The organism is Winogradskyella sp. SYSU M77433 (genome assembly GCF_029911945.1).
In the GTDB taxonomy this organism is placed as follows: domain Bacteria; phylum Bacteroidota; class Bacteroidia; order Flavobacteriales; family Flavobacteriaceae; genus Winogradskyella.
The window spans coordinates 359952-385855 of record NZ_JARYTG010000003.1 but is presented as its reverse complement, the minus strand read 5'-3'; the positions used below and the strand labels follow the sequence as shown (position 1 = coordinate 385855).

General features: G+C 32.6%; 25 protein-coding genes. 17 read left to right on the top strand and 8 right to left on the bottom strand.

The features are described from left to right. Positions 1-63: 63 nt before the first annotated feature. The 3 genes from rsmD to QGM60_RS07785 are packed head-to-tail and all read right to left on the bottom strand — an operon-like array spanning position 64 to position 2134. Positions 64-597 (bottom strand): 16S rRNA (guanine(966)-N(2))-methyltransferase RsmD, encoded by a 534-nt coding sequence (gene rsmD, locus QGM60_RS07795; protein WP_281139858.1) that lies wholly within the window; start codon positions 595-597, stop codon positions 64-66. Then, complete coding sequence (locus QGM60_RS07790; protein WP_281139678.1) at positions 597-1403, bottom strand: DUF3822 family protein; 807 nt, start codon at positions 1401-1403, stop codon at positions 597-599. The genes rsmD and QGM60_RS07790 overlap by 1 nt, the downstream gene beginning before the upstream one ends. Positions 1404-1405: 2 nt before the next feature. Continuing rightward, complete coding sequence (locus tag QGM60_RS07785; protein WP_281139677.1) at positions 1406-2134, bottom strand: hypothetical protein; 729 nt, start codon at positions 2132-2134, stop codon at positions 1406-1408. Between the two features lie 154 nt (positions 2135-2288). Between QGM60_RS07785 and QGM60_RS07780 the strand changes: the two genes are divergently transcribed. From QGM60_RS07780 to QGM60_RS07760, 5 genes are all read left to right on the top strand, one after another. Next, positions 2289-3731: an ATP-binding domain-containing protein gene (locus QGM60_RS07780; protein WP_281139676.1), complete on the top strand. Its 1443-nt coding sequence runs from the start codon at positions 2289-2291 to the stop codon at positions 3729-3731. 134 nt (positions 3732-3865) lie between these two features. Beyond that, on the top strand, positions 3866-4579 hold the full coding sequence (gene kdsB / locus QGM60_RS07775; RefSeq protein ID WP_281139857.1) for a 3-deoxy-manno-octulosonate cytidylyltransferase: 714 nt from the start codon (positions 3866-3868) through the stop codon (positions 4577-4579). Beyond that, positions 4570-5283, top strand: a complete 714-nt coding sequence (locus tag QGM60_RS07770; protein WP_281139675.1) for an HAD family hydrolase — start codon at positions 4570-4572, stop codon at positions 5281-5283. Before kdsB ends, QGM60_RS07770 begins: the two co-directional genes overlap by 10 nt. 39 nt (positions 5284-5322) lie before the next feature. Next, a complete protein-coding gene (locus tag QGM60_RS07765; RefSeq protein WP_281139674.1) occupies positions 5323-6405 on the top strand; it encodes an iron-containing alcohol dehydrogenase family protein in 1083 nt (360 codons plus the stop codon). A gap of 1 nt (position 6406) precedes the next feature. Then, on the top strand, positions 6407-6955 hold the full coding sequence (locus QGM60_RS07760; protein ID WP_281139673.1) for a 1-acyl-sn-glycerol-3-phosphate acyltransferase: 549 nt from the start codon (positions 6407-6409) through the stop codon (positions 6953-6955). 100 nt (positions 6956-7055) lie between these two features. On the opposite strand, the gene QGM60_RS07755 is transcribed toward QGM60_RS07760, so the two are convergent. Next, positions 7056-7532 (bottom strand): nuclear transport factor 2 family protein, encoded by a 477-nt coding sequence (locus QGM60_RS07755; RefSeq protein ID WP_281139672.1) that lies wholly within the window; start codon positions 7530-7532, stop codon positions 7056-7058. Between the two features lie 89 nt (positions 7533-7621). On the opposite strand from QGM60_RS07755, the gene QGM60_RS07750 reads away from it, so the two are divergent. Then, positions 7622-8674 carry a hypothetical protein gene (locus QGM60_RS07750; protein WP_281139671.1) on the top strand — a complete coding sequence of 351 codons (1053 nt, stop codon included), beginning with the start codon at positions 7622-7624 and terminating at the stop codon, positions 8672-8674. Positions 8675-8744: 70 nt separating this feature from the next. On the opposite strand, the gene QGM60_RS07745 is transcribed toward QGM60_RS07750, so the two are convergent. The 3 genes from QGM60_RS07745 to QGM60_RS07735 all read right to left on the bottom strand — a co-directional run bounded on the left by QGM60_RS07745 (position 8745) and on the right by QGM60_RS07735 (position 11731). Beyond that, positions 8745-9197, bottom strand: a complete 453-nt coding sequence (locus QGM60_RS07745; RefSeq protein ID WP_281139670.1) for a hypothetical protein — start codon at positions 9195-9197, stop codon at positions 8745-8747. Positions 9198-9246: 49 nt separating this feature from the next. Further along, a complete protein-coding gene (locus QGM60_RS07740; protein WP_281139669.1) occupies positions 9247-10344 on the bottom strand; it encodes a heparan-alpha-glucosaminide N-acetyltransferase domain-containing protein in 1098 nt (365 codons plus the stop codon). 187 nt (positions 10345-10531) lie between these two features. Then, entirely contained in the window at positions 10532-11731 is a 1200-nt protein-coding gene (locus QGM60_RS07735) for a tRNA modification GTPase (RefSeq protein WP_281139668.1), read from the bottom strand. Positions 11732-11880: 149 nt separating this feature from the next. Between QGM60_RS07735 and QGM60_RS07730 the strand changes: the two genes are divergently transcribed. Beyond that, positions 11881-13251, top strand: coding sequence for an alanine/glycine:cation symporter family protein (locus QGM60_RS07730; protein ID WP_281139667.1), 1371 nt, complete (start codon positions 11881-11883; stop codon positions 13249-13251). Here QGM60_RS07730 and QGM60_RS07725 read toward each other — a convergent pair. Beyond that, positions 13248-14168, bottom strand: coding sequence for an AraC family transcriptional regulator (locus QGM60_RS07725; protein WP_281139666.1), 921 nt, complete (start codon positions 14166-14168; stop codon positions 13248-13250). The two genes, QGM60_RS07730 and QGM60_RS07725, sit on opposite strands and share 4 nt — an antisense overlap. 182 nt (positions 14169-14350) lie before the next feature. On the opposite strand from QGM60_RS07725, the gene QGM60_RS07720 reads away from it, so the two are divergent. The 10 genes from QGM60_RS07720 to QGM60_RS07675 all read left to right on the top strand — a co-directional run bounded on the left by QGM60_RS07720 (position 14351) and on the right by QGM60_RS07675 (position 25881). Beyond that, on the top strand, positions 14351-15847 hold the full coding sequence (locus QGM60_RS07720; RefSeq protein WP_281139665.1) for an aldehyde dehydrogenase family protein: 1497 nt from the start codon (positions 14351-14353) through the stop codon (positions 15845-15847). Positions 15848-15914: 67 nt separating this feature from the next. Further along, a complete protein-coding gene (locus tag QGM60_RS07715) occupies positions 15915-16277 on the top strand; it encodes a DUF779 domain-containing protein (RefSeq protein WP_281139664.1) in 363 nt (120 codons plus the stop codon). Positions 16278-16474: 197 nt separating this feature from the next. Continuing rightward, positions 16475-16894 (top strand): helix-turn-helix domain-containing protein, encoded by a 420-nt coding sequence (locus QGM60_RS07710; RefSeq protein WP_281139663.1) that lies wholly within the window; start codon positions 16475-16477, stop codon positions 16892-16894. 110 nt (positions 16895-17004) lie between these two features. Beyond that, positions 17005-18228 carry a hypothetical protein gene (locus QGM60_RS07705; protein WP_281139662.1) on the top strand — a complete coding sequence of 408 codons (1224 nt, stop codon included), beginning with the start codon at positions 17005-17007 and terminating at the stop codon, positions 18226-18228. 47 nt (positions 18229-18275) lie between these two features. Further along, positions 18276-18536, top strand: coding sequence for a DUF4212 domain-containing protein (locus QGM60_RS07700; protein WP_281139661.1), 261 nt, complete (start codon positions 18276-18278; stop codon positions 18534-18536). A gap of 30 nt (positions 18537-18566) precedes the next feature. Next, positions 18567-20333, top strand: a complete 1767-nt coding sequence (locus QGM60_RS07695; protein ID WP_281139660.1) for a sodium:solute symporter family protein — start codon at positions 18567-18569, stop codon at positions 20331-20333. A 290-nt stretch (positions 20334-20623) separates the two neighbouring features. Then, positions 20624-23311 carry a sensor histidine kinase gene (locus QGM60_RS07690; protein ID WP_281139659.1) on the top strand — a complete coding sequence of 896 codons (2688 nt, stop codon included), beginning with the start codon at positions 20624-20626 and terminating at the stop codon, positions 23309-23311. A 17-nt stretch (positions 23312-23328) separates the two neighbouring features. Then, positions 23329-23694 (top strand): response regulator, encoded by a 366-nt coding sequence (locus QGM60_RS07685; protein ID WP_281139658.1) that lies wholly within the window; start codon positions 23329-23331, stop codon positions 23692-23694. A 73-nt stretch (positions 23695-23767) separates the two neighbouring features. Then, positions 23768-23986 (top strand): hypothetical protein, encoded by a 219-nt coding sequence (locus tag QGM60_RS07680; RefSeq protein WP_281139657.1) that lies wholly within the window; start codon positions 23768-23770, stop codon positions 23984-23986. Between the two features lie 2 nt (positions 23987-23988). After that, positions 23989-25881, top strand: coding sequence for an acetate--CoA ligase (locus tag QGM60_RS07675; RefSeq protein WP_281139656.1), 1893 nt, complete (start codon positions 23989-23991; stop codon positions 25879-25881). The last annotated feature ends 23 nt before the right edge of the window (positions 25882-25904 follow it).

Sequence of the window (25904 nt, the reverse complement as noted above, 5' to 3'; positions counted from 1 at the left end):
CAAATTGAAGTGTTTTAGAGTAGTATGCTTTGGTTTGAATTGAAGAGTAAAAAAGATATCTTTTTAGCTAAAAAAGCTAAACACATTACCACCATAACTTTTAGAATGGCTGTAATGATTTAACTGACTTAAATCGGTGTGTTTAGAATGTTCAACAATTAGAAGACCATCTTCTTCTAAAAGATTATTTTCAAAAACCAATTCAGGGATTTTAGAAAAAGCCTCTAATTCAAACTCATAAGGAGGATCTGCAAAAATGATGGTGTGCTGTTGTTTTGAATTCACCAAGAATTTAAAGACATCACTTTTTATAGTATTGATGGGCATTTCAAAAGCTTTAGCAGTTTCATTTATAAACTTAATACATCCAAAATTGTCGTCTACAGCAGTGATTGCAGTGGTACCTCTAGAAGCAAACTCATAACTAATGTTTCCGGTTCCAGAGAATAAATCTAAAACAGAGATATCATCAAAATAATAATGATTATTCAAAATATTGAAAAGTGCCTCTTTTGCCATATCTGTTGTTGGCCTAATAGGTAACTTCTTTGGTGCGGTAATTCGCCTTCCTTTGTATTGTCCTGAAATTATTCGAATCAAAACGAATTTAGAATTAAATAGTGATGATGAATTTTGGTATCATCAATACTGTTTGAAAATTTAAAATTATATTTTGTGGTGTTAAACTCAACATGTCTTACATAAGTGTAAAGTATGTTGTATAACTCATCATGTTCATCAATTAACCCACTAAGTTTTATGGGTGAGGTTTCTACATCAAGTTTTAATTGTTCAAAAACAAATAAGATATAGTAGATAAAATCTTCTTTGCTGTGATATTCAAATACATTGAATAACTGCAGTTTGTTGTAAGTAACAACAAGCAATTCTAATGTAGTTTTGTTACAATTGATATAAACAATAGGTGTTTCTGTAACGTCGTTCTTCTGTAAAACAGAATTGATTAATACACTAGCTGAATGCTTGTAAATAAATTCGCCAAAGGTTTCAAAAATGTAATTGTTGATGTTTACATAAGGTATGTAAACATTAATACTATCATTTACGGCAATATCATCTTCGGTGATAAAATCTGTTTTAAGAATTTTAGCGTTAAACTTTAGATAATCTGCTTTATTATTTTCGTTATAAATTTCCTTAGGAACTAGTGATGATAATTCGTTTTGGTGTATCACAGAAACAGAATTAAAATCTTCGGAAAATACGGTGTTGCTGCTTAATTCAGCTTTTAAATGATTTAAAGTATTGTAAGGTGTAGATTTTTGCTCAAACTCAATAGTATTGAGATATTCTACAGTATTTGTAGTTTGGTTTAGTATACAAAAAGAAAGCCCATTCAAATGTATTTGAATGGACAGTTCTTTAATATCTTTTGGTTTCAAATTTACTCTTTGTTTGTGTAGCTCTTTGGCCAGTTTCCTTTTGTGAATACTTCTTCCATAGAACCTACTTTAAGCGTTGGTCCGTTAACACCATCAACAGAAACTACTTGCTTTTCTTTTTCTACTAAGTAAGGCTCCTGGTCGTTTAAGATAACAGACTTTTCTACACTAGCTTCAAATACAGGGAATTCATCTAGTTTACCTGCTTTTAATGTAAACTTAGCTCCTTCTTCACCAACACCAACGTTCATCATCTTTTTGTAACGGTCACTACCTTTAAAAAGAGAATCTTTTACAGAGAAGTAACTTAAGGTATCTATTAAAGTAATTGTTTTAAAAGTTTCAACACCTTGAAAACGACGTGTAGCTTCTTCATCTAATACTAATGTGTCACGTCTTTGTGTAATTGGCACTTTAGCAGTATCAATAAACTTTATTAAGTTATCAAAACTATCAGTGTATTCACCATTAACTTCTTTATAGACTAATTGAGAGTCTCTAATATCTATTAATCGATCGATAGCTACTGCAAAACGTTTTTTCTTTAATTGGTTGAATTGAATCTCTTCATAAACGGACATGAAGGTTAAATAGCCTAAGAATATAATTAATGCCCAAAGCAAAAGGTTAATGACTGGTTTTAATTTTTTAGGAACAAATTTGTCAATTAACCAAACAATACCAATGGTTAATAGTATAATAACTACAACTGCAATAATTACGTTTAACATTTTCTTTTTTATTAATTAGGTCTTATCGCAAATCTACAATTTTTTTTTGTTCGTAAAAACTATCTAAATAAAAATCATTCAAAAATAAATTGTCAATAACTTATGATTTTGGAAAATATATAATAATGCTATCTTGCTTCATATTTATTACTCTATGATTTCTAATGCATCAGCATTTTACTCACTTTTAAAATCAAAATTTCCATTTGTACCCACATCTAAACAAGATCAGGTACTTATGCAATTATCTCAATTCATTTTTAGTAATGATAAGAATGCTATTTACCTCTTAAAAGGATATGCAGGTACAGGAAAAACTAGTATTATAGGTACTATTGTTGCTAATTTATGGCAAGCAAAAAAAAATGCTGTTTTGTTGGCTCCAACAGGTAGAGCGGCTAAGGTGATCTCTAATTATTCCCAAAAAGAAGCTTTTACCATTCATAAAAAAATATATTTTCCTAAAAAAGAAAAAGGAGGCGGTGTAAAATTTGTAATGCAACCCAATAAGCATAGAAATACAATTTTTATTGTAGATGAATCTTCTATGATTCCTGATGCGCCATCAGATTCCAAGTTTTATGAAAATGGTTCGCTTTTAGATGATTTAATGCAATATGTGTACTCTGGTCATCAATGTAAACTTTTACTTATAGGTGATGTTGCTCAGTTGCCTCCAGTAAAATCAGATTTAAGTCCTGCGTTAGATCCTAATGTTTTAAGCTTACACTATAACAAAGAAGTTATAGGAATTGAGCTTGATGAGGTTGTAAGACAAGAACAAGACTCTGGTATATTAGAAAATGCAACGGAATTAAGATCTGTATTAGAATTTGATTTTTATGAAAGTTTCAAATTTAATGTAGGTCCATTTAAAGATATAGTAAGGTTGATTGATGGGCATGAAATAATGGATGCTATTAATGATGCCTACAGCAGTGAAGGTTACGAAGAAACGGCTATAATTGTTAGGAGTAATAAAAGGGCAAACCTATATAATAAGCAAATAAGGGAACGTATTTTATTCAACGAAAATGAATTGTCAGCCGGAGATTACCTTATGGTGGTTAAGAATAATTATTTCTGGATAAAACCAACAACCGAAGCTGGTTTTATCGCTAATGGAGATATTATTGAAGTATTAGAAATATTCAGTATCAAAGAATTATACGGGTTTAGATTTGCCGAAGTAAAAATTAGAATGGTAGATTACCCTAGAATGCGACCTTTTGAAACCGTTTTACTTTTAGATACTATAGATGTTGAAAGTGCATCTTTAAGTTACGAAGATTCCAATAGATTATATCAGGAAGTAATGAAGGATTATGAGAATGAAACCTCAAATTATAAAAAGTTTTTAGGTGTAAAAAACAATAAATACTTCAATGCATTACAAGTGAAGTTTTCTTATGCTATAACATGCCACAAATCTCAAGGTGGACAATGGAATACCATTTTTGTAGAGCAACCTTATTTACCAGATGGTATGGATAAAGATTATATCCGTTGGTTATACACTGCTGTAACAAGAGCCAAAGAAAAACTATATTTAATTGGTTTTAAAGACGATATGTTTACCGAAAACCATTTGAACTGATAAGCTAAATAGCATAAGGCTTTCATGAGCCATATGCATATAAACTTTATAAAAAGTTAAAACATAACAAGACAAAATCATCCTAAAACAGTATTTTTGAATTCAGATAAAGTCGAAATATGAAGATTATTTCCATGATTCCTGCACGGTATAGTGCGTCACGTTTTCCAGGTAAATTAATGCAAAATTTAGCAGGAAAATCGGTGATTTTAAGAACTTATGAAGCTACTGTGGCTACAGAACTTTTTAGCGAAGTCTATGTGGTTACCGATAGCGAAATTATTTATAATGAAATTGTAAATAATGGAGGCAAAGCCATTATGAGCCAAAAAGAACATGAGTCTGGAAGTGATAGAATTGCTGAAGCCGTAGCCAATGTAGATTGCGATATTGTGGTAAATGTTCAGGGAGACGAGCCCTTCACAGAAAGAGAAAGCCTTTTTAAAGTTCTAGAAGTTTTTAAAGGAGATGCAGAAAAGGAAATAGATTTAGCTTCACTTATGGTTGAAATAACTGACTGGGATGAAATTAATAATCCAAATACAGTTAAGGTTATTGTAGACCAAAATAATTTTGCACTTTACTTTTCACGCAGTCCAATTCCTTTTCCACGAGATAAAAATGTAGGTGCACGTTATTTTAAACATAAAGGTATTTATGCATTCAGAAAACAAGCGTTGTTAGATTTTACGGTATTGCCGATGCAATTTATAGAAGCTACCGAAAAGATAGAATGTATTCGTTATCTAGAATATGGTAAACGTATAAAAATGGTAGAAACTGAAGTACAAGGTGTGGAAATTGATACACCAGAAGATTTAGAAAAAGCCAAGCGTTTGTGGAAATAGATTACAGTAACATAAAAGTAATTGGCTTTGATGCTGACGATACACTTTGGGTCAATGAGACTTATTTTCGTGAAGCAGAAGAAAAAGTAGGCCAATTATTATCCCATTATGAAACCCCTAATAAAATAGACCAAGAACTATTTAGGTTGGAAATAAAAAATTTACCAATTTATGGTTATGGAGTTAAAGGGTTTGTGCTTTCTATGATAGAATTGGCTATTGAACTATCTAATGGGCAAGTTTCAAACGAAATTATTTCAAAAATACTTCAAATAGGTAAGGATATGATAAACAAACCTATTGAGTTGTTAGATGGAGTAGAAGACGTATTAAAATCACTTTCCAAAGATTATAAGCTTATTGTAGCAACAAAAGGAGATCTTTTAGATCAGGAACGTAAGCTAGAAAAATCAGGTTTGCTCCAATATTTTCATCATATTGAAGTTTTAAGTGAGAAGCAAGAATCTAATTACGAGAAGCTTTTGAAGCATTTAGATATTAATCCATCAGAATTTTTAATGGTTGGTAACTCATTAAAGTCAGATATTTTGCCACTTGTAAATATTGGTGCAGAAGCTATTCATATACCTTTTCATACCACTTGGCTTCATGAAGAAGTTACAAAAAACGAAACTGATGGTGTGGAGTATAACACTATAAAAAGTTTAACAGAAATTTTAAAATATTTCAAACCGACTAAATAGAACTAAGTTCTTATTTTTGAAAAAGATATTAAAAAGTAAATGACATACAAAAATTATCCAATGGTGTCCAGAATTGTCTTTGGACGTGGAAGTTTCAATCAACTTGATGAGATTCTTGCGCCAAAGCGTAAAAACAGACAGGCTCCATTTATATTTTATGTAGATGATGTCTTTAAAGGCAATCATTGGTTAACGTCTAGGATAACACTGTCTTATAAAGATAAAATTGTTTATATACCTACTGAAGATGAACCTAAAACATCTCAGATAGATCAACTGGTAGAAGATATTATTTTAGAATATAGTGAATTGCCTTCTGGAATTATTGGTATTGGTGGTGGTATTGTAATGGATATTGCAAAAGCAGTTTCATTAATGCTAACCAACAAAGGGGAGTCAAAAGATTACCAAGGTTGGGATTTAATTAAACATCCTGCGGTATATCATGTTGGTATCCCTACAATATCTGGAACAGGAGCTGAAGTATCTCGAACAACAATACTCACGGGTCCAGAACGTAAACTGGGTATTAATAGTGATTACACACCATTCGATCAGGTAATTTTAGATCCAGAGCTTACTAAAGGAGTTCCTAAAGACCAGTGGTTTTATACAGGCATGGACTGTTTTGTTCACTGTGTTGAGTCCTTAAACGGAACATATTTAAACGCTTTTAGTCAGAGTTATGGTGAAAAAGCCTATGAACTTTGTAGGGAGATTTTTGTTGAAGATAAATTAAGCGAGGAAGAGTCTCAAGATAAATTAATGATGGCATCCTGGCATGGTGGTATGAGCATTGCCTATTCTCAAGTAGGAGTAGCACATGCTATGAGCTATGGGTTGGGATATTTGTTGGGTGTAAAACATGGTATTGGTAACTGTATTGTTTTTGATCATCTAGAGGAATTTTATCCTGAAGATGTGAAATTATTTAAAGAAATGAAGTCTAAATTCAACATAGAATTACCACAAGGAATTTGTGCAGATTTAGATGAACATCAGTTAAATATTATGATTGAAGTAGCTTTAAGCTTAGAGCCACTTTGGGAAAACGCTATTGGTAAAAATTGGAAAAAAATAGCTACACCAGAAAAATTAATGGAGCTTTACAAAAAAATGTAAGATGCATTGGTTAGCCAAATTCATCTATTTTAAGCTTTTGGGTTGGAAAATTGTAGGAAATACAAACTTTTCAAAAGATGCGCTTAAGAAAGTTGTTATTATAGCTGTTCCTCACACGAGTTGGCATGATTTCTATATTGGCGTTCTGCTCAGAAAAGCTGTAAATATTAAGGTGAATTTTGTAGCTAAAAAAGAATTGTTCAGGTGGCCGTTTGGTTATTATTTTAGAGCCGTAGGCGGTAGAGCTTTGGATAGAACTTCGGGACAGAATAAAGTAGAATCCATTGCAAAACTTTTTGAAAATGAAGAAGAATTTAGGTTAGCATTGGCACCTGAAGGTACACGGAAAAAAGTTGAAACATGGAGAACTGGCTTTTACTACATTGCTAAAACAGCAAACGTTCCTATCATTATGTTTACGCTAGATTTTAAAAACAAACATAATAAAGTCTCTGAACCATTTTATCCAACAGATAATATGGAAGCCGACTTTAAATTTATGAAGTCATTTTTTGAAGGTGTAGAAGGAAAGGTAAAAGCTTATAGCTGAGACTTTGGCATGAGATTTGAATATTATATTATGCAATGAAACATAAAGTAAACTCTATATAGTCCCTAAAAAGAAACATTGCCTCAAAAAGCTATCAAATTTATTTTGGTAGCTTTTTTTCTGCCATATACTTATCGAGAAGATAGTTGGTTTGAGATTGCAATTTAGTTCTGAAAAATTTAGTCCCTCCAAGTAATAAGCCTTTGAATCCCATAGCTTGCTTTGCCCATTTGTGCAGATCAAAGTTGTCTGTATGCTTAATAATAAGTCCATCTTTAAATTCAAATTCGGCATCAATTTTATTATGAACTTTTCTTCCTGTTTTGCTAAAAGTATACATAGCTTCCCAGTGTGCAGAACCTTTATTAGCATCTGTTTTTATATCAGAAAAAGTTACTGTAAAATCTTTTCCTTTTTGAGATTCGCACAACATAAGCCACATAGCCTTGGCGCGTTCACCTTTTAAAATACCAAAAGCAGGATCTTGAAAAATGATATCGTCATGATAGTATGACACCATTTTTTTAGCATCTAAATTGTTAAAAGAATCATAAAATTTAAATATTAAATCACTCATTATCAATTTATTGTGAAATAAGAGTCGATTTTTTAAAACCCACTTATTCATAATTGCGTAGGTAAAGTACAAACAAAAAACTTAAAATCATGAAAAATCAAAATGTAATGAGAAATCGAAAACTGAACTTAACCTTAACTATGGTAATGGCATTATCATTATTTGTAACATCTTGTAGTGATGACGATAGTAATGATGGTGGTATGAATAATACAAGTGTAGAACTTTTTGCCTCAAATAATTCTAATGGTAATATTACTGTTTATGACTTTTCTTCTGGAATGAATGGTTCCTCAAGAACTTTGCTTACTGCATCAACTGCAGCTGATGGTGTTTATTATAACAGTAGTTCTGAATCTGTTTTTCAAGCCTCAAGATCTGGAAACAATTTAGAAGGTTTTATGAATATTGATGATATTTTAGATGGTTCTTCAATTAGTGTAGGTATCACTGGTACAAGTGATATGATGAGTCCAAGAGAAGTTGCTGTAAATGGAAATCTTTTCGTTGTGGCAGACAATGCAGATGTAGATGGCGATACTAATACTCCTGACGGTAGGTTGTATATCTACAACATGAGTGGTGGAAACTTTACTTTAAGAAACGTTATTACAACAAATTTTAAACTTTGGGGAATTACCTTTAACGGTAATGATTTATATGCTGTGGTAGATGCAACAAATGAGTTAGCTGTGTTTACCAATTTTCTATCTAATACATCAACAACTACACTTAGTGCTTCTAAAAGAATTGCTATAGAAGGTATTGTTAGAACACATGGTATTACTTACGATGCTGGTTCTGATGTATTGGTGATGACTGATATTGCTTTAGCGTCTAACGGACAAGATGATGGAGGTTTTCACGTGATTGAAAACTTTACTAACAAACTTAACTCTACAGCTAATGGTGCAACATTAGCAATGTCTAGCCAGATTAGAGTTGCTGGTAGCGCTACAATGTTAGGTAACCCAGTAGACGTAGCTTATGATGCTGATACAGAAACAGTATATATTGCTGAAGCTGGTAACGGAGGCGGAAGAATATTAGCCTTTAATGATATAGGCTCTGGAGGAAATTTAACTCCAAGCTTTAATAGCGCGCTGGCATCGGCTTCGTCGGTGTACTTGTCTAGCAATTAATAATAATGATTGAGTTTTTAAATTTAAATTGCTATGAAGAAGAGGGCTTCCTTTAATTAGGAAGCCTTTTTTATTCTATAACAATTTTATTTCTATAGCCTATATCGGTGCGTTTATCAAATAAGAAATCAAAATAAATAGCATCACCAGCTTTACCTTCAACCATTACTTTCGTTCTTCCTATCTCTTGGTTCTTTTTGTTGTAAGCCTTAGCTATAAGTTCTTTGCTAAAATCCTTTTCAAAAATAATGTATAATATAAGCTTGTTGTTATTACCTACAGGTTGACTTTCTATGTCATAAACACCTTTCTTTAAGCCTTTGTTTAATAGTTCTTCAGAGAAAATAATTTCGCAATCTAAGGTTTTGTCTACACCATCAGAAACTCCATCAAAAAATTCCGTAGCAGATTCGCCGACAACTTCGCCACCTCGATTTATGCCTTCTTTAGCTTTATTAGAAATTCTATCACAGGATAAAAAGAGTATTAACGTAATTGTAAGTAATAATCTAAAATATTTCATTCTGAAAGTGATTTAATTTATAGTTATAAAACTACAATTTTAGAAGTAATTAATTAGTATAACGCTTTACTTTATCAATCAACTTTGTAATTTTTGAATAGATAAATTCATTGGTCTTCACATAATAAAAGGCAATAAAACAAACTGTTAATAAAAATAGAATTGCGCCAATTATCGCTTGCCATGGTACAAGTGTTCTTCCTATAAATCGATTGAGTCCTAAACCTGTATAACTTCCATAAATAATTATAAAATGAATGACATAGATGGATAAGGTTTTTTGTCCAATCTTTAAAATAACCGGTTGCTTAATATAGTTTTCGAACAGATAGAAAATAGCAAATATGACTAAAACGTTTCCAAGTCTGGTAAAGAGGTAATTGTAGTTTGCAGCATCTAGTAATAATTTAAAATCTGTAATATAAGATAAGCTTGTTAGTATATCAGATGATAGCATTATAAGGATAATCCCAACTACAAAAAAGCCTGAAACAATAGCAAGCTTAAATTTTGGACGCTCTAAATATTTGTAAAATAAAGTGGCTATAAACGCACCAAAAGCTACATAACCAAACCAAGGAATAATATTAAAAATAGAACCATTGGCTTTAGATAAATAGTTGGAAAATACCAGAGGTACATTAGGCAATTCTAAAAACCGATATAAAGGTTCTGTAATGAAGATGGCAACTCCAAAAAGCAACATTAATATTGAAAAAATTAGTGTCTTTTTAAAAGTAGCTTTATAAACTAATACGACCATTATTAGAGATAAACCAATGCATTGTAATACATCAACTACTAAAAAATAAGGTCTAAAGACACCAGTTAACCACTCAAAAAGAGGAATTCTAAGTGAGTAACCTATAGCAATAAGCATAAGACCGCGTAACAAGCCTTTTCGCATACGGATTTTCTCTGTGCCTTTATGTTTAGCCTTAATTAAGAGATAGGAAAATATTAAACCCGAAATAGTAAAAAACGTGGGTGCTGTAATACCTCTAAAATATTCCCAAGTACTGTAAGCTATATGGTTAGGATCTCTATACGAAACATCTATCAACGTATCAATAAAATGCCCTTGCAGCATCATAAGGATGGCAAATGCTCTTACAGCATCAATAAAATATAAACGATTTGCACTCAAGTTTTAGTTAGTTGGTATACAAATGTACTATTTACTCGGAAATATAAAAGTTGAAAGTTTTTGAGAGATGTGTATATTGTTAAGATATAGTTCCGTTTCAATAAACTATACCAATTGACATAACTAATTTAGTTTTTTAATGCTAAAGATCAAAGACTTAAGTATTTTAGTCTACCTTTGTCATATTTTAAAATAACGTATAACCCAAAATTAAAGACATAGAGTTGTAGTCTGAAGTCCAATCATTATAATAGGTCAACACGTTTCTTCTTGTGTGTAATCTGCACTCAATACTAAATTTATCAAGCAATTTATAGCCTATGCCAAATCCAAGATTACTAGAGGATTTAATATCTAAGTTAGACCTGTTTTCATATTCAATAACCGAACCATCACTAAATAAGTCTACAACCAAAGAAGCATTTATAAATATCTTAGAGTTCTTATTAAGGAAAAAGTAATGTCTTATACCAATAGGTAACTCAATAGAAGTATAATCTACTTCTACCTTTTGTGTTACAAAATAAGCAGTAACATCTGTGTCTGTTTTAAAGTAATGATAAGTCGGTTCTATAATAATAGCCCATTTATTTTTGTGGAAAGGCATTATCATTTCGGCTTCAACACCTAATCTAAAGGTAGTTTGTTCACCAAAATCAATATACGATGTGATTGAGTAACCGTTGATTGAAAGAGATGTTTGATTGACACCTAGTCTGGCGTTTAGATTAAAGAGATCTTTTTTCTCTTTATTTTCAAAGTTTGTAAATGTTTCGTTATTGCATTTATTGTATTTCTCAAAAAACTTAACCAAATCGCTTTTTCTGTAATGTAAATTCTTAATAGTGCCCATACCAATTGATGAGCATTGAAGATTGTTTATCAATTGTTGTTTGTATTGGTTGTTTTTTGTGATTTTATCAGATTCATTTAGAAATTCTTTGTAAACAAGTTGCTCAACATTTTTGTCTTCGGTACTAAAAAAATAGCGACTAACTTCAGCATTGATATAAGAATATAAATTGGCTTTGCCTTCTATGAGTACTTGTAAAAACAGAGTCTCTTCTTTAAAATCAGGTAGGTAATTTCTGTTTAAATCTTCGTTTCTAGAGCTAGAATAATCTATATCAACGGTATGTCTGCTGTATTTAAATCTATCATATACACCAAACTCTTTTACAGAATTAATTGTTTCTTTTTTATTTTCAGAGGTTTCTGTTAATTTATAGGTAAACCCGTCTGGATTAAATTTTAAATCTACATTTCTTATGAGGCACTCTACCTTTTCATCCGAGTTTGTTATAAAGTAACCTTTTTCAAATTTGATTTGGGAAAAAGAAAATAGATTGATAAAAATGATAAGAAAGAAAGTTAAGGTGTATTTCATGGCTAATAGCTGTAACTTTGTTGTTGTATTGTGTTTGGTTAGTTTTTGATAAAAAATATTGGCAATATAGGTTTTAAAGAATGAAAACTAAAGATTTACAAGTTAATAAAGTAAGAAATTACCAACAATATTTTTGAGATATAAAATTTATGAAAGCATTAGAAAATATACTTGCAGAATTCTCATCCTTAGCCTGGGGTTTACCATTACTTATTTTACTGATTGGAGGTGGACTTTATTTAATTGTGCGTTCACATTTTTTGCCCTTTCGGTATTTAGGGCATGCGATTAATGTACTTAGAGGCAAGTATGATGATTCTAACGATCCTGGTCAGATATCGCATTTTCAAGCGTTGACTACAGCATTATCTGCTACCGTTGGCATGGGGAATATAGCAGGTGTTGCTGTGGCTATTTCTGTTGGTGGTCCTGGTGCAGTATTTTGGATGTGGGTGAGTGCGGTTATTGGTATGAGTACTAAGTTTTTTACATCAACTTTAGCTATTTTATATCGTGGAAAAGATAGTGCAGGTGAGATACAAGGAGGTCCGATGTATTTTATTATCGAAGGTTTAGGGAAATCATGGAAACCTTTGGCAGTGTTTTTTAGTATTTGTGGATTGGTTGGTGCGCTTCCTGTGTTTAATGTTAATCAATTAAAGCAGGCAATAAATGATATTTTATTAGTTCCAAATGGTGTTGAAGTTAATCTGTATACCAATATAGGAATAGGTTTGGTTTTGGTATTTATCACTTCATTGGTTATTCTTGGAGGAATAAAGCGAATAGGTTCTGTAGCTTCTAAGTTAGTGCCGAGTATGGTCGTGTTGTATTTTGTTTTAGTGGTTGTTATTTTGATTTCGCATAGCGACGTGCTTCTTGATTATTTAATCTTAATTTTTACAGATGCTTTTGCTGCGAATAATTTTAAAGGAGAACCATTTCTAGGAGGTGCTTTAGGCGCTTTGATTCTTCATGGTATAAAGCGAGGTGCTTTTTCTAATGAAGCTGGTATTGGTACTGCGCCAATGGCACATGGAGCTGCAAAAACAGATGAGCCTGTTAGAGAAGGTTTGGTTGCTATGCTAGGACCTGCAATAGATACTTTAGTAGTTTGTACATTAACAGCATTAGCTATACTGGTAACAGGAGTTTGGCAAACTACAGATAATAATGGAGTAAGTCTTACAGCTTCTGCTTTTGCAAATGTTATGCCTGTTTATGGCAAATATTTACTTTTAGTTTGTATAGCTATTTTTAGTATGAGTTCTTTATTCTCTTATTCTTATTATGGTTCAAAATGTATGTCTTTTCTATTTGGATCAAAAAACAAACATTACTATAATTATTTTTACATTCTTAGCATTATCCTCGGAGCAACTACAAGTTTAAGTATGATGATTAATCTTATTGATGGTGTGTTTGCGCTTATGGCAATACCAACAATGTTGGCTACTATTATTTTGGCGCCAAAGGTTATAGTTGAAGCTAAAAGGTATTTTAAAAGTATTAAAAATTAAGGCTTACTAATCGAAGACTTAAACTGTGCAGGAGTCATCAATTCCATTTTTTTGAATTGTCGGTTAAAGTAACTCGTGTTATTAAACCCAGATTTAAATGCGACTTCAGACATTCTTAAATCTTTAGCCTCTTTGATCAGTTTTTTGGAAAACTTAATCTTTTCGGAATTAATATAATCTATTGGAGAAATACCTAGTGTGTTTTTAAACTGCTTGTGAAAATGAGAGGTGCTCATATGAGCTTTTTCGGCTAATAAATCGACAGAAATATCTTTATTGGTAAGATTGTCTTTTATGAACTTAATAACCGTTCCGATTCTGGTGTCATTAAAAATATTATTAGAGTCATTAATGATTAAAGACTTAGCTTTGGTTTGAAGTAACCTTACAATAAGTTCCTGAATCATTAAATCTAATAATACATCTTTAGATTTATTATTGTTTGTAAAGGTGTAAGTTAATCGTTCAATAAGATGATTAACATCTACATTATTAATAAGGTGCGAAGCGGAATTATCAATATCCCAATTATTGTTTTCATTTTCTATAGCAACATTGTGATTGAACTTTTCTACGACTTCTTCAATTTTGTTGGCATCAATACCTAAAGCTAAGCATTGCGTAGGTTTGTCTTCAGTTGCTAAAGGAAAGTCAATAACCATTTCCTTATTAGTTGGCATTACTACCGATTCTCCTGGGAAAAAATCAAAAGCTTCAAAACCATCAATATGCATAATTTTCTTTCCTGTAAGCATACTTGCTATAATAGGAAAATCAAAAGTTAAAGACACTTTTTCAGCATAAGCGTGAGTTTCGTAGATATTCAACTCGGCATATTCTGCATTGTAAGTAGTTCTATTTTCTACTAATGTAGTGAGTTTTCGGTTGTTTCGGTGATGACTTAGTAATGTTGCCATATTCAATAATACGAAATTTAATTTCTAAAAAGTCTTAATTATCGTTAATAATAGATATGTTCAAAAATATAATAATTATGTTCAATTTTTTTAGAATTTGATAAAATAACTTTATCAAAACTAAGTAATAGTCAGTTTTTTGGCTAAATAATAACAAATTAATAAATAAACAATTTAAAGGTATGAGTTATTCAAAACCACAATTTAAAGACAAATATTCCAACTTTATAGACGGAAAATTTGTACCACCTGTAGGTGGAGATTATTTTGAAAACACGTCTCCTATTGATGGGAGTTTAATTGCAAAATATCCTCGTTCTCAAAAGGAAGATGTAGAAAATGCAGTTGCGGCTGCTAATGCGGCAAAAGAAGCTTGGGGAAATACTTCGGTAACTGAGCGTGCAGCACTTTTAAATAAAGTAGCAGATATTATAGAAGAAAATTTAGAAGAGTTTGCATTGGTTGAAACTTGTGACAACGGTAAGCCAATTAGAGAAACTTTGAATGCAGATATTCCTTTATGTGTAGATCATTGGCGCTATTTTGCGGCTTGTATTAGAGCAGAAGAGGGTAGTGCGACAGAGTTGGATGCTAATACACTTTCCATGAATATTAAAGAGCCACTGGGTGTGGTTGGTCAAATTATCCCATGGAACTTTCCATTATTAATGTTATCGTGGAAGTTGCCTCCTGCTTTAGCAACAGGTAACTGTGTAGTGTTAAAACCAGCAGAGCAAACACCGTCTTCAGCAACTTTATTAATGGAGAAGATTGCAGATGTTTTTCCTCCTGGTGTCATAAACATAATTCATGGTTTTGGGCCAGAAGCTGGTAAGCCGTTAGCCTCAAGTTCAAAGATTGATAAAGTAGCCTTTACAGGTGAAACTACAACAGGGCAATTAATAATGCAATATGCCTCTAAAAACCTAAATCCTGTAACAATGGAATTGGGCGGGAAATCTCCAAACATTTTCTTTAACTCGGTTATGGATGCAGATGATGAGTATTTAGACAAAGCTATAGAAGGTGCTGTATTGTTTGCGTTTAACCAAGGTGAGGTTTGTACATGTCCTTCTCGTATTTTGGTTCAAGAAGATATCTACGATAAATTCATGGAGCGTGTTATTGCTAGAACTGAAGCAATAGTGCAAACAAGCCCATATAGTACAGACTGTATGGTTGGTGCTCAGGCTTCAAACGATCAGTACGAAAAAATTCAATCCTATATTAAAATAGGAAAAGATGAAGGTGCTAAAGTTTTATGTGGAGGTGAAGCGAATACAGAAGGTGATTTGGCAAATGGTTACTACATAAAACCAACAATTCTGGAAGGTCATAATAAAATGAGAGTTTTCCAAGAAGAAATTTTTGGACCTGTAGTTTGTGTGACAAAATTTAAGGATGAAGCTGAAGCTTTAGAAATAGCAAACGATACACTTTATGGTCTAGGAGCTGGCGTTTGGACACGCGATGCGCACCAATTATATCAAATACCACGAGCTATTAAAGCAGGTCGTGTTTGGGTAAATTGTTATCACGCTTATCCTGCACACGCACCATTTGGTGGCTACAAAAAATCTGGATTCGGTAGAGAAAATCACCAAATGATGATGAGTCATTACAGACAAACAAAGAACATGCTTATCTCTTACGATAAGAATAAATTAGGCTTCTTTTAATGGTTGATTAGTAGCTTTAAAGGCTGGATTATATATTATAGTTCGGCCTTTTTTATTACATTATAATATGAAAAGAGTAGAAATTACAGATAAGGCAGTTGAAATTGTAAAGCAATTAAAATCTAAACACGGAGATTTGATTTTTCATCAAAGTGGAGGTTGTTGTGACGGATCCGCACCTATGATTTTTGAAAAGGATGATATGTATTTAGATGAGAGTGATATTTTTCTTGGTGAGGTTGAAGGAATTCCTTTTTATATGAACCAAGATCAGTTTGAATATTGGAAGCATACACACTTAACAATCGATATTACTAAAGGAAGAGGGGCAAGTTTTTCTTTAGAGATTCCGTTAGGTCTAAGGTTTATTATTCATTCAAGAATATTAACTGAAGAAGAAGACGAATATTTTAATCCTAAGTTAACTTAAGAACACATAAATATTTTCTTACAATGGAAACCTCTAAAATTTATGATTTTAGAGGTTTTATCATTTTAATAAATTTACATGCTTAAATATTGTAATCTTTCAATTTTAAACACGAGTATTTACGGTATTTTTAATTAATTAAGATTATTTTACTTTGTTTGTTGCTAAAATAGTATATTTATGCTAAAATAATATATATGATAATTGATCTGTGTCCAAATTGTGGTTCTGACCAATACATTAAGAGTGGTGTTGTAAAAGAAAGACAACGCTATAAATGTAAAAAGTGTGGTTATTTTTTTACCGTAAATAAGATGGGAAAGAAAGTTGACGACTATTATGTAAACAAATCATTGCAGCTTTATTTAGAGGGTTTAACCTATAGAGAGATTGAGCGTATTTTGGGTGTCTCTCATGTTAGTGTGATGAATTGGGTGAAAAAATATAATATCAAACGTCCTTATAATTCTAATTATCACCCTACTTATAAAATACTAAATGCTCATGAGCTCGGTAAATTCTTTCAGCAACCTGAAAATATAAAAGGAGCAGGAGTTGTTGTAACTGAGTTAGGAGATAAATTTATGCTTATAAAATGGGAGAGATTCAAGGATTAGTATAGTATTTTAACAATTAAGTATATTAACTTTTTGTTAAGCATTTGTTTTTTAGAGATTAGTGGTGCACACAAAACTAATATTTAATAACTAACTAATTTCTAAGCTTTATGAAAAGACTTAATTGTTTTATAGTGTTATTTGCACTATGCTTCTTTTCTGGGTTTTCCCAATCAGAACCTGAAACAGGTTATGGGAAAGGTTACAGAATTAATTTTAACGACGACGGTACTAAGTACATGAGATTTATTTCTTGGGGACAATTTTGGGCACAATATAATGGTGATGCTCCAGATGGTACCGAACAATTATCACTTAGTGTAAGAAGAGCTAGAATTCTAAGCTGGATAAAATTCAGTGATAGATTTTCTCTAGTTACTCATTTTGGACTTAATAGTTTAAATGGTAATAATACTGGTCCGGTTGGTAAAGATGCTAGCGCTCAACTATTCTTCCATGATTTTTGGGGTGAATATAAGGTCGCTAAAGATTTTTATGTAGGTGCAGGTCTTCACTATTGGAACGGTATTTCTCGTTTAAATAATCAGAGTACATTAAATATGTTGACCTTGGATAATAATAGATCTTCATGGTCTACTATAGGTCTGTCAGATCAGTTTGCACGCCACATAGGTGTTTATATTAAAGGTAAACTAGGAAAAGTTCAGTATCGTTTTGCATTGAACGAAGCAAACACAAATACTTTAGATAATGATGCTTCTTCAAGAGATGTTGGTACGGCTACAGTTTATAGAGGAAGAGAGGTGCTTGGAGCTGATGAGGCTGGAAAAGTTATTCAGGGTTATGTAGATGTTAATTTATTGGACCAAGAATCTAACGCTTTACCATACAAAGTAGGAACATACTTGGGGGCTAAAAAAGTGTTGAATGTGGGTGCTGGTTTCTTCAGTCATCCTAACGGTGTAGTGCTTCCTAATGGAGAAGGTGATGATGTCCTTTTGTTTGCAGCTGATGTTTTCTATGATGCACCAATTGGAGAGAATGGATCGGCAATTACAGCCTACGCTACTTATCAAAATAATGATTATGGTGAAGATTTCATTTTAGGACCTTATACAACTGGTAATATGATTTATAGTCACGTTGGTTATGTACTGCCTGGTGATAAAACAAAAACAAGATTCCAACCTTATTTGGCTTACTCTACAAGAGCAATAGATGTTATCGATGACAATGCTAATGAATTTAAACTTGGAGCAAATGTATACTTCACAGGTCATCATTCAAAATTGAGTTTTGAATATGCTAACAGTAAAGTTGGTGATGCAGATGCAACAGGAATATTTACAGTGCAAGCTATGATTTTCTTGTAAAATCGGGCTCAAGAATTTATTTAATAATAACTAACTAAATATTAATTATGAGTGAAAAACAACAACACGCAACAGCGTACTGGCGAGAAAACCTCAGATACTTAATTGTATTGTTAACAATATGGTTCGTGGTGTCTTATGGATGTGGTATTTTGTTTAAAGATGCCTTAAACGAATTTAAACTTGGTGGTTTCAAACTAGGCTTCTGGTTTGCACAGCAAGGTTCAATTTATGTATTCGTGGTTCTTATTTTCGTTTACGTAAGATTAATGAACAAATTAGATAAAAAATACGGTTTCGACGAGTAACCCTTAACTAAAAAAAAATCAAAAAAGATTATGAGTGTACAAACTTGGACATGGATATTAGTAGGGCTTACTTTCGCTCTATATTTTGGAATAGCAATTTGGGCTAGAGCAGGCTCAACAAAAGAATTTTACGTTGCTGGTGGTGGAGTTTCTCCTTTAGCAAACGGTATGGCAACTGCTGCAGATTGGATGAGTGCCGCCTCTTTTATTAGTATGGCTGGTATAATTTCTTTTGCAGGTTATGACGGTTCGGTTTATCTGATGGGATGGACTGGTGGATATGTGCTTCTAGCTTTACTTTTAGCACCTTATTTAAGGAAGTTCGGTAAATTCACAGTGCCAGATTTTATAGGTGACAGATATTATTCTAACACTGCAAGAACAGTTGCGGTAATTTGTGCTTTAATTGTGTCATTTACCTACGTTGCTGGTCAAATGAGAGGTGTGGGAATTGTATTTTCTCAGTTCTTACAAGTAGATATTAACCTTGGTGTTATCATTGGTATGGCAGTAGTATTGACTTTTGCATTGTTAGGAGGTATGAAAGGGATTACCTATACACAAGTAGCTCAATACTGTGTTTTAATATTTGCGTTTATGGTGCCGGCTTTCTTTATTTCTATGCAAATGACAGGAAATATAATTCCTCAAATAGGTATGGGAGGAACAGTAGAAGGTGGTGAATTCTTGTTGGATAAATTAGATAAACTTCACACCCAACTAGGTTTTAACGAATATACGAGTGGGACAAAGTCAACTTGGGATGTATTTGCTATTACACTAGCTTTAATGACTGGTACTGCTGGTCTTCCACACGTAATTGTACGCTTCTTTACAGTTCCTAAGGTAAAAGATGCACGTAAATCGGCAGGATTAGCATTATTGTTTATAGCTATACTTTATACAACAGCTCCAGCTATTTCAGTTTTTTCTAGAACAAATTTAATTGAAACAGTAAGTAATACTGAATATACTGAAATCCCTGAGTGGTTCAAAAACTGGGAAAATACAGGTCTTATTGCTTGGGCAGATAAAAATGGAGATGGAAAAATACAATACGTTAATGGAAGCTCTATAGATGGTAAAAAGCCAGTTTACACTGATGCAAGAGGGGAGTATGGTCAGCGTATGATCTCTAACGCTAACACTTCTGCAAACGAACTTTATGTGGATAGAGATATTATGGTATTAGCAAATCCTGAAATTGCTAAATTACCAAATTGGGTTATTGCATTAGTTGCAGCTGGTGGGTTGGCTGCAGCTCTATCCACCGCAGCAGGTTTATTACTTGTGATCTCAACATCTATTTCTCACGATTTAATTAAAAAGCAATTAAAACCAGACATTTCTGATAAAGGTGAATTAATGTGGGCTCGTATTTCAATTTTTATAGCAATCTTAATTGCTGGTTATTTTGGAATTAATCCACCAGGTTTTGTGGCGGCAGTGGTTGCGCTGGCCTTCGGATTAGCGGCAGCATCATTCTTCCCAGCGATTATTTTGGGTATTTTTGATAAGCGTATGAATAGCCAAGGTGCTATATCTGGTATGGTTGTCGGAATTGTATTGATGTTGTTTTACATGATGAAATTCAAATTGAATATGTTTGGTGGAGGAACTAGTGAAGATTGGTGGTTTGGAACATCTCCTGAAGGTTTTGGTACCATTGCTATGTGTGTGAATATTGTTATCTCTGTAGTTGTATCGAGATTAACAGCAGCACCTCCTCAAGATGTTCAGGAAATGGTTGAAAATATTAGGATTCCTTCTGGTGCAGGAGAAGCATCAGCACATTAATATTTAGTTTTTAATTAGTACTGAATAAAGTTTTATTCAGAAGGTATAATCAGCATTACTTTGTAGTGCTGATTTTCCTTATATTAGTATCAAGAATATACTTATGAAAAAACGCCATGAACAAAAGCTGATAGTTCTCTCTATAGCTTTGTTTTTAATTTTTAATGTGCCTTTTGTATTGATTTTCAGTATTGATGGCCAGTTTCTTGGTGTACCTGTATTTTACTTATTTATTTTTTTAGTGTGGTTAATATCATTGATTATTTCTTACATTGTTTTAAAACGTCACTATGAGTAATTATGCATTGGTAGTCATAATTGTAGTGTATTTGGCAGTGTTGTTCTACATTGCCTTTCTTGCTGAAAGAAAGAAACAGAGCAAGTGGGTTAATAATCCTTATGTATACACCTTGTCCTTGGCGGTTTATTGTTCCGCTTGGACGTATTATGGAAGTGTAGGTATAGCAGCAAATTCTGGTGTTAATTTTTTACCGATTTATCTAGGGCCTGTAATTGCAGCTCCTCTGTGGATTGTAGTACTTCGAAAAATCATAAGAATATCAAAGCAACACAAGATTTCCTCTATTGCGGATTTTATTTCATTACGCTATGGTAACAATCGTTTTCTCGGTGCTTTGGTTACTTTTACATGTCTTTTAGGAACACTTCCTTATATCTCGTTACAGTTAAAAGCGGTATCTGAAACTTTTGAAATAATGTCTGATGAAACCAGTTATGTTTCAACTTCGGCTATAGACGATTCTACGTTTTATGTGGCTTTACTTCTTGCTGTATTTGCTACATTTTTTGGAACTCAAAAAACAGATGCTTCTGAAAAACATAAAGGTATTATTGCATCAGTGGCTTTTGAGTCGATATTAAAGTTGGTCTTTTTCATTGCAATAGGTGTATATATAACCTTTTATTTGTTTGATGGTACAACGGATATTTATGATCAAATTTCTAAAACCGATAATTTTAAAGCCTTAACGAATATTGATGGACTTAAGGGAGGATTTAATTGGTTTTTTACTTTAGGATTATCTTTTATAGCGGTTTTTCTATTGCCAAGACAATTTCAAGTTGCTGTATTAGAAAATAATAGAGAAAAACATTTAAAGAAAGCCATATGGTTGTTTCCATTGTATTTACTACTGTTTAATCTTTTTGTAATATTTATTGCTTGGGCAGGAAAGTTAACCTTTGGGGACTCGGCAAATGCTGAATACTATACTTTATTACTGCCGCTTCAGCATGACAATTCTTTTTTAGCAACTCTTGTGTTTTTGGGCGGCTTTTCAGCTGTGATATCAATGGTTATAGTTTCTACTTTAGCACTTTCGACTATGGTGAGTAATAACTTGGTGATTCCTTATGGTTTCTTGGATAAATTCATTAGAAATCAACCTGAAAGAAATTCAAAATACATAAAAACCATTCGTAGAATATCAATTTTCACAATAATTATATTTGCTTACTTTTTTTATATATCGTTTTCCAAAGAACTGTCGCTTTATTCTATAGGTCTTATCTCTTTTGTTATTATTGCTCAGTTAGCTCCTTCGTTTTTCATTGGATTGTATTGGAATCGAGGCTCTTCTAAAGCTACGATTATTGGGATGATAGTGGGTTTGTGTGTAACCATTTATACTTTGGTGCTTCCTTTTACTCTTGAAGCATATACGGGTACTGATGATTTTGTTCAAAATGGGTTGATGGGAATTTCACTATTAAAACCTCATGCCTTATTTGGAATTGATTTTTTAAGTCCACCTATGCATGCGTTTTTCTGGAGTATTACAATTAATACGCTGTGCTATTTAACATTTTCGTTGACTTCTAAGGGGAATTATAGGGAAAGAAATTATGCTGAAATGTTTGTGGATAGTAGAAATTTCACAACATTACAAGATAGTGCCTTGGTTTGGAAAGGTGAGGCTTACGTCGCTGATATTAAAAATGTTTTAGTGAGATTTTTGGGTGAAAACAGAGCTAATCGAGCGCTAAAAATATTTTTTACCAAATACGATTTACCTCAAGATACCCAGTTAGCAGATGCTAGATTGATTAATTTTTCAGAAAAACTATTGACAGGAAGTATAGGTTCGGCTTCTGCTAAAATACTGATAGCGAGTGTTGTGAAAGAAGAGCAAATAAGTCTTGTTGAAGTGTTAAAAATACTCGAGGAGTCTAAAGAGAATATAGTGAGTAATAAAGCTCTTTTAGAAAAATCAGAAGAACTGTCGCAGTTATCTTCAAAATTAAAAACTGCTAACCAAGAACTGATTACTAAGGATAGGCAAAAGGATGAGTTTTTAGATACCGTGGCTCATGAGCTAAAAACACCAATAACAGGAATTAGAGCAGCTACGGAATTACTTATGGATGATGAGGAAATGCCTAAGGATATCAAAAATCAGTTTTTGAAAAATATTCTTCAGGATTCTGACCGTTTGGGGAGATTAATCAATAATATCTTAGATTTTGAAAAGCTTGAAACAGGACGTCTGAATTTAGATTTGTCTCGTCAAGATATTTCAAAAACAATAGCAAAGGCAATATCAAGCTTAAAACATATAGCAGCTAAAAAGGAAGTTGAAATCATAAATAAGAATCCACACAGTTTTAAACTTGATTATGATGAGGACAGAATCTTGCAAGTTCTTACAAATCTTTTGTCTAATGCAATTAAATTTACAGAAGCTAAAAAGGGAAAAATTATAGTAGATTACAAGTTAGCTAACGAATTTGTAGAAATCTCAGTAAGCGACAATGGTAAAGGGATTCCGAAAGAGGATCACGATTATATATTTGATAAATTTTACCAATCGCAACATCAAAATACAATAAAGCCTCAAGGGAGTGGATTGGGCTTGGCAATTACCAAACAAATAGTAGAAAAACATCACGGAAAAATATGGGCTAAAAAAGGGTTAAAAAAAGGTGCAATGCTTGTTTTTACGTTACCTTTTAAGTAAATTGTCCCCACGTTTATATGAAGAAGAAAATTTTAATTGTTGATGACGAACCTAATATAGTGATGTCGTTAGAATATACTTTCAAAAAACAAGATTTTGAAGTGTATATTGCAAGGGATGGTAGTGAAGCACTAGAGATATTAAAGCATGAAATACCAAATGTGGTATTGTTAGATATCATGATGCCAAATGTAGATGGTTACCAAACCTTAACACAAATAAAAAATAATGACAGTCTTAAGGATACTAAAGTTGTATTTTTAACTGCAAAAAATAAGGCTTCAGACATAGAAAAGGGTTTAAATTTAGGAGCCGATAAGTATTTAACTAAACCTTTTTCAGTAAAAAAAATAGTTTCAGAAATATTGGAACTTGTAGATTAGAATTCAGTCTTTTAGGTTATTAAATATTGGTTTTGTGTGCAAACAAACAGTATTTAATTAAAATGAAAAGACAATGAAGTTTCGTATCAACCCTTTAGCATCAGATATTATAATTAGTATCTATGTTGTAGCTACGCTATACCTTAGGTTTAAGTTCGAAAATCAAACTCCAATTAGCCCAATCTTATCCATCGTTATGGGTATTTGTTTTGTGGTAATCATTTGGGCGTTGATTAAATTGAAAGTACTTAATCCTAATTGGTTCGGTTTGTTTAATTCCAAAAAATCGTAGCTATGCCATATCAAGATTTCTACAGAAAAAGTATAGATCAGCCAGAGCAATTCTGGAAAGAACAAGCCGATCAATTAGAGTGGTTTAAGCAACCAAAAACTATTTTATCTAAAGATTCACATGACTATTTTCAATGGTTTGAAGATGGAGAACTTAACTTAAGTTATCTGTGTATAGACAAACATATTAAAGATGGTTTTGGTGATCAAGATGCTGTTATTTATGACTCTCCAGTAACACACACTAAGCAACATATTACTTTTAATCAGTTGCATGAAGAGGTTTCTAAACTAGCTGGTGGATTACAGAGTTTAGGCCTGAAGAAAGGTGATACCTGTATTATTTATATGCCTATGATTCCGCAGGCATTATATGCAATGTTGGCTTGTGTAAGAATAGGTGTAATACACTCAGTTGTTTTTGGTGGTTTTGCACCGCATGAATTAGCTATTCGTATAGACGATTGTAAGCCTAAAGCAGTAATTACCGCATCAAATGGTATCGAAATTCAACGTGTTATTCCGTATAAACCTTTTGTTGATGAGGCTATAAAACAAGCTGAAAGTAAGCCTGAACATGTTATTGTGTTTGATAGAGAACAAAACGTTGAAATTCCAAAGCAAAATTATGATGTGGATTATAAGACATTGGTAGAGAAATCCTCTTCAGCAGAAGCGGTGTCTTTACCAGCAACACACCCTTCTTATATTTTATATACTTCAGGAACAACAGGAAAACCAAAAGGTATTATTAGAGATACCGGTGGTTATGCTACGGCGTTAAAATTCTCTATGAAATACGTGTACGGAGTAGATGAAGGTGATACTTATTGGGCAGCTAGTGATGTGGGGTGGGTAGTAGGACATAGCTATATTGTTTATGCTCCATTACTGAATAGAAATACAACTATTTTATTTGAAGGTAAACCTATAAAAACACCAGATGCCTCAACATTTTGGAGAGTGATTTCAGAACATAATGTAAAAGTGATGTTTACAGCTCCTACAGCAATTAGAGCAATTAAAAAAGAAGATCCTAACGGACACATGATAAAGCGTTTTGATTTGTCATGTTTAAAATATCAGTTCTTAGCTGGTGAACGTTGTGATGTAGCAACACTAACGTGGACTCACGAAAAATTAAACGTTCCTGTAATTGATCACTGGTGGCAAACCGAAAGTGGTTGGCCTATGTTAGCTAATATGGTTGGTGTACAATTACAGGAAGTAAGGCCTGGTTCAGCAAGTTTCCCTGTAAGTGGTTATGATATTCAAATTTTAAATGAAGAAGGGCACGAATTAGAAGCAGGAGTAGAAGGTTACGTTGCTGCTAAATTACCATTACCACCAGGAACATTAATGAATTTGTGGGGTAATCCAGAGCGTTTCAAATCAGGATATTTAGATAGATTTCCAGGTTATTATTTTTCTGGTGATGGAGGTTATAAAGATGAAGATGGCTACGTGTTTATCACAGGTCGTGTAGACGATATTATTAATGTTGCTGGTCACCGTTTATCTACTGCTGAAATGGAAGAAATTGTTGCTTCTCATAAGTCTGTTGCGGAATGTGCGGTATTTGGTGTCCACTGTGATTTAAAAGGGCAAAAACCTTTAGGTCTTGTTGTTTTGAAATCGGGATTAAATGATGATGAGGCTAACGTTCAAACAGAAATAATTAAAGAAGTAAGAAAAGAAATTGGTGCTGTAGCTTCATTTAAAGATGTTTACGTTGTCAATCGATTACCAAAAACAAGAAGTGGGAAAATTCTTCGTAAATTACTACGAAATATTGCGGATGAACAACAATATAACATTCCTTCAACAATAGATGATGTGGCAATTATAGACGAAATAAAAAATGTTTATGCCAAAAATCATGTTGGAATTCATTAACAAAATCTTAAATAACTAAAATA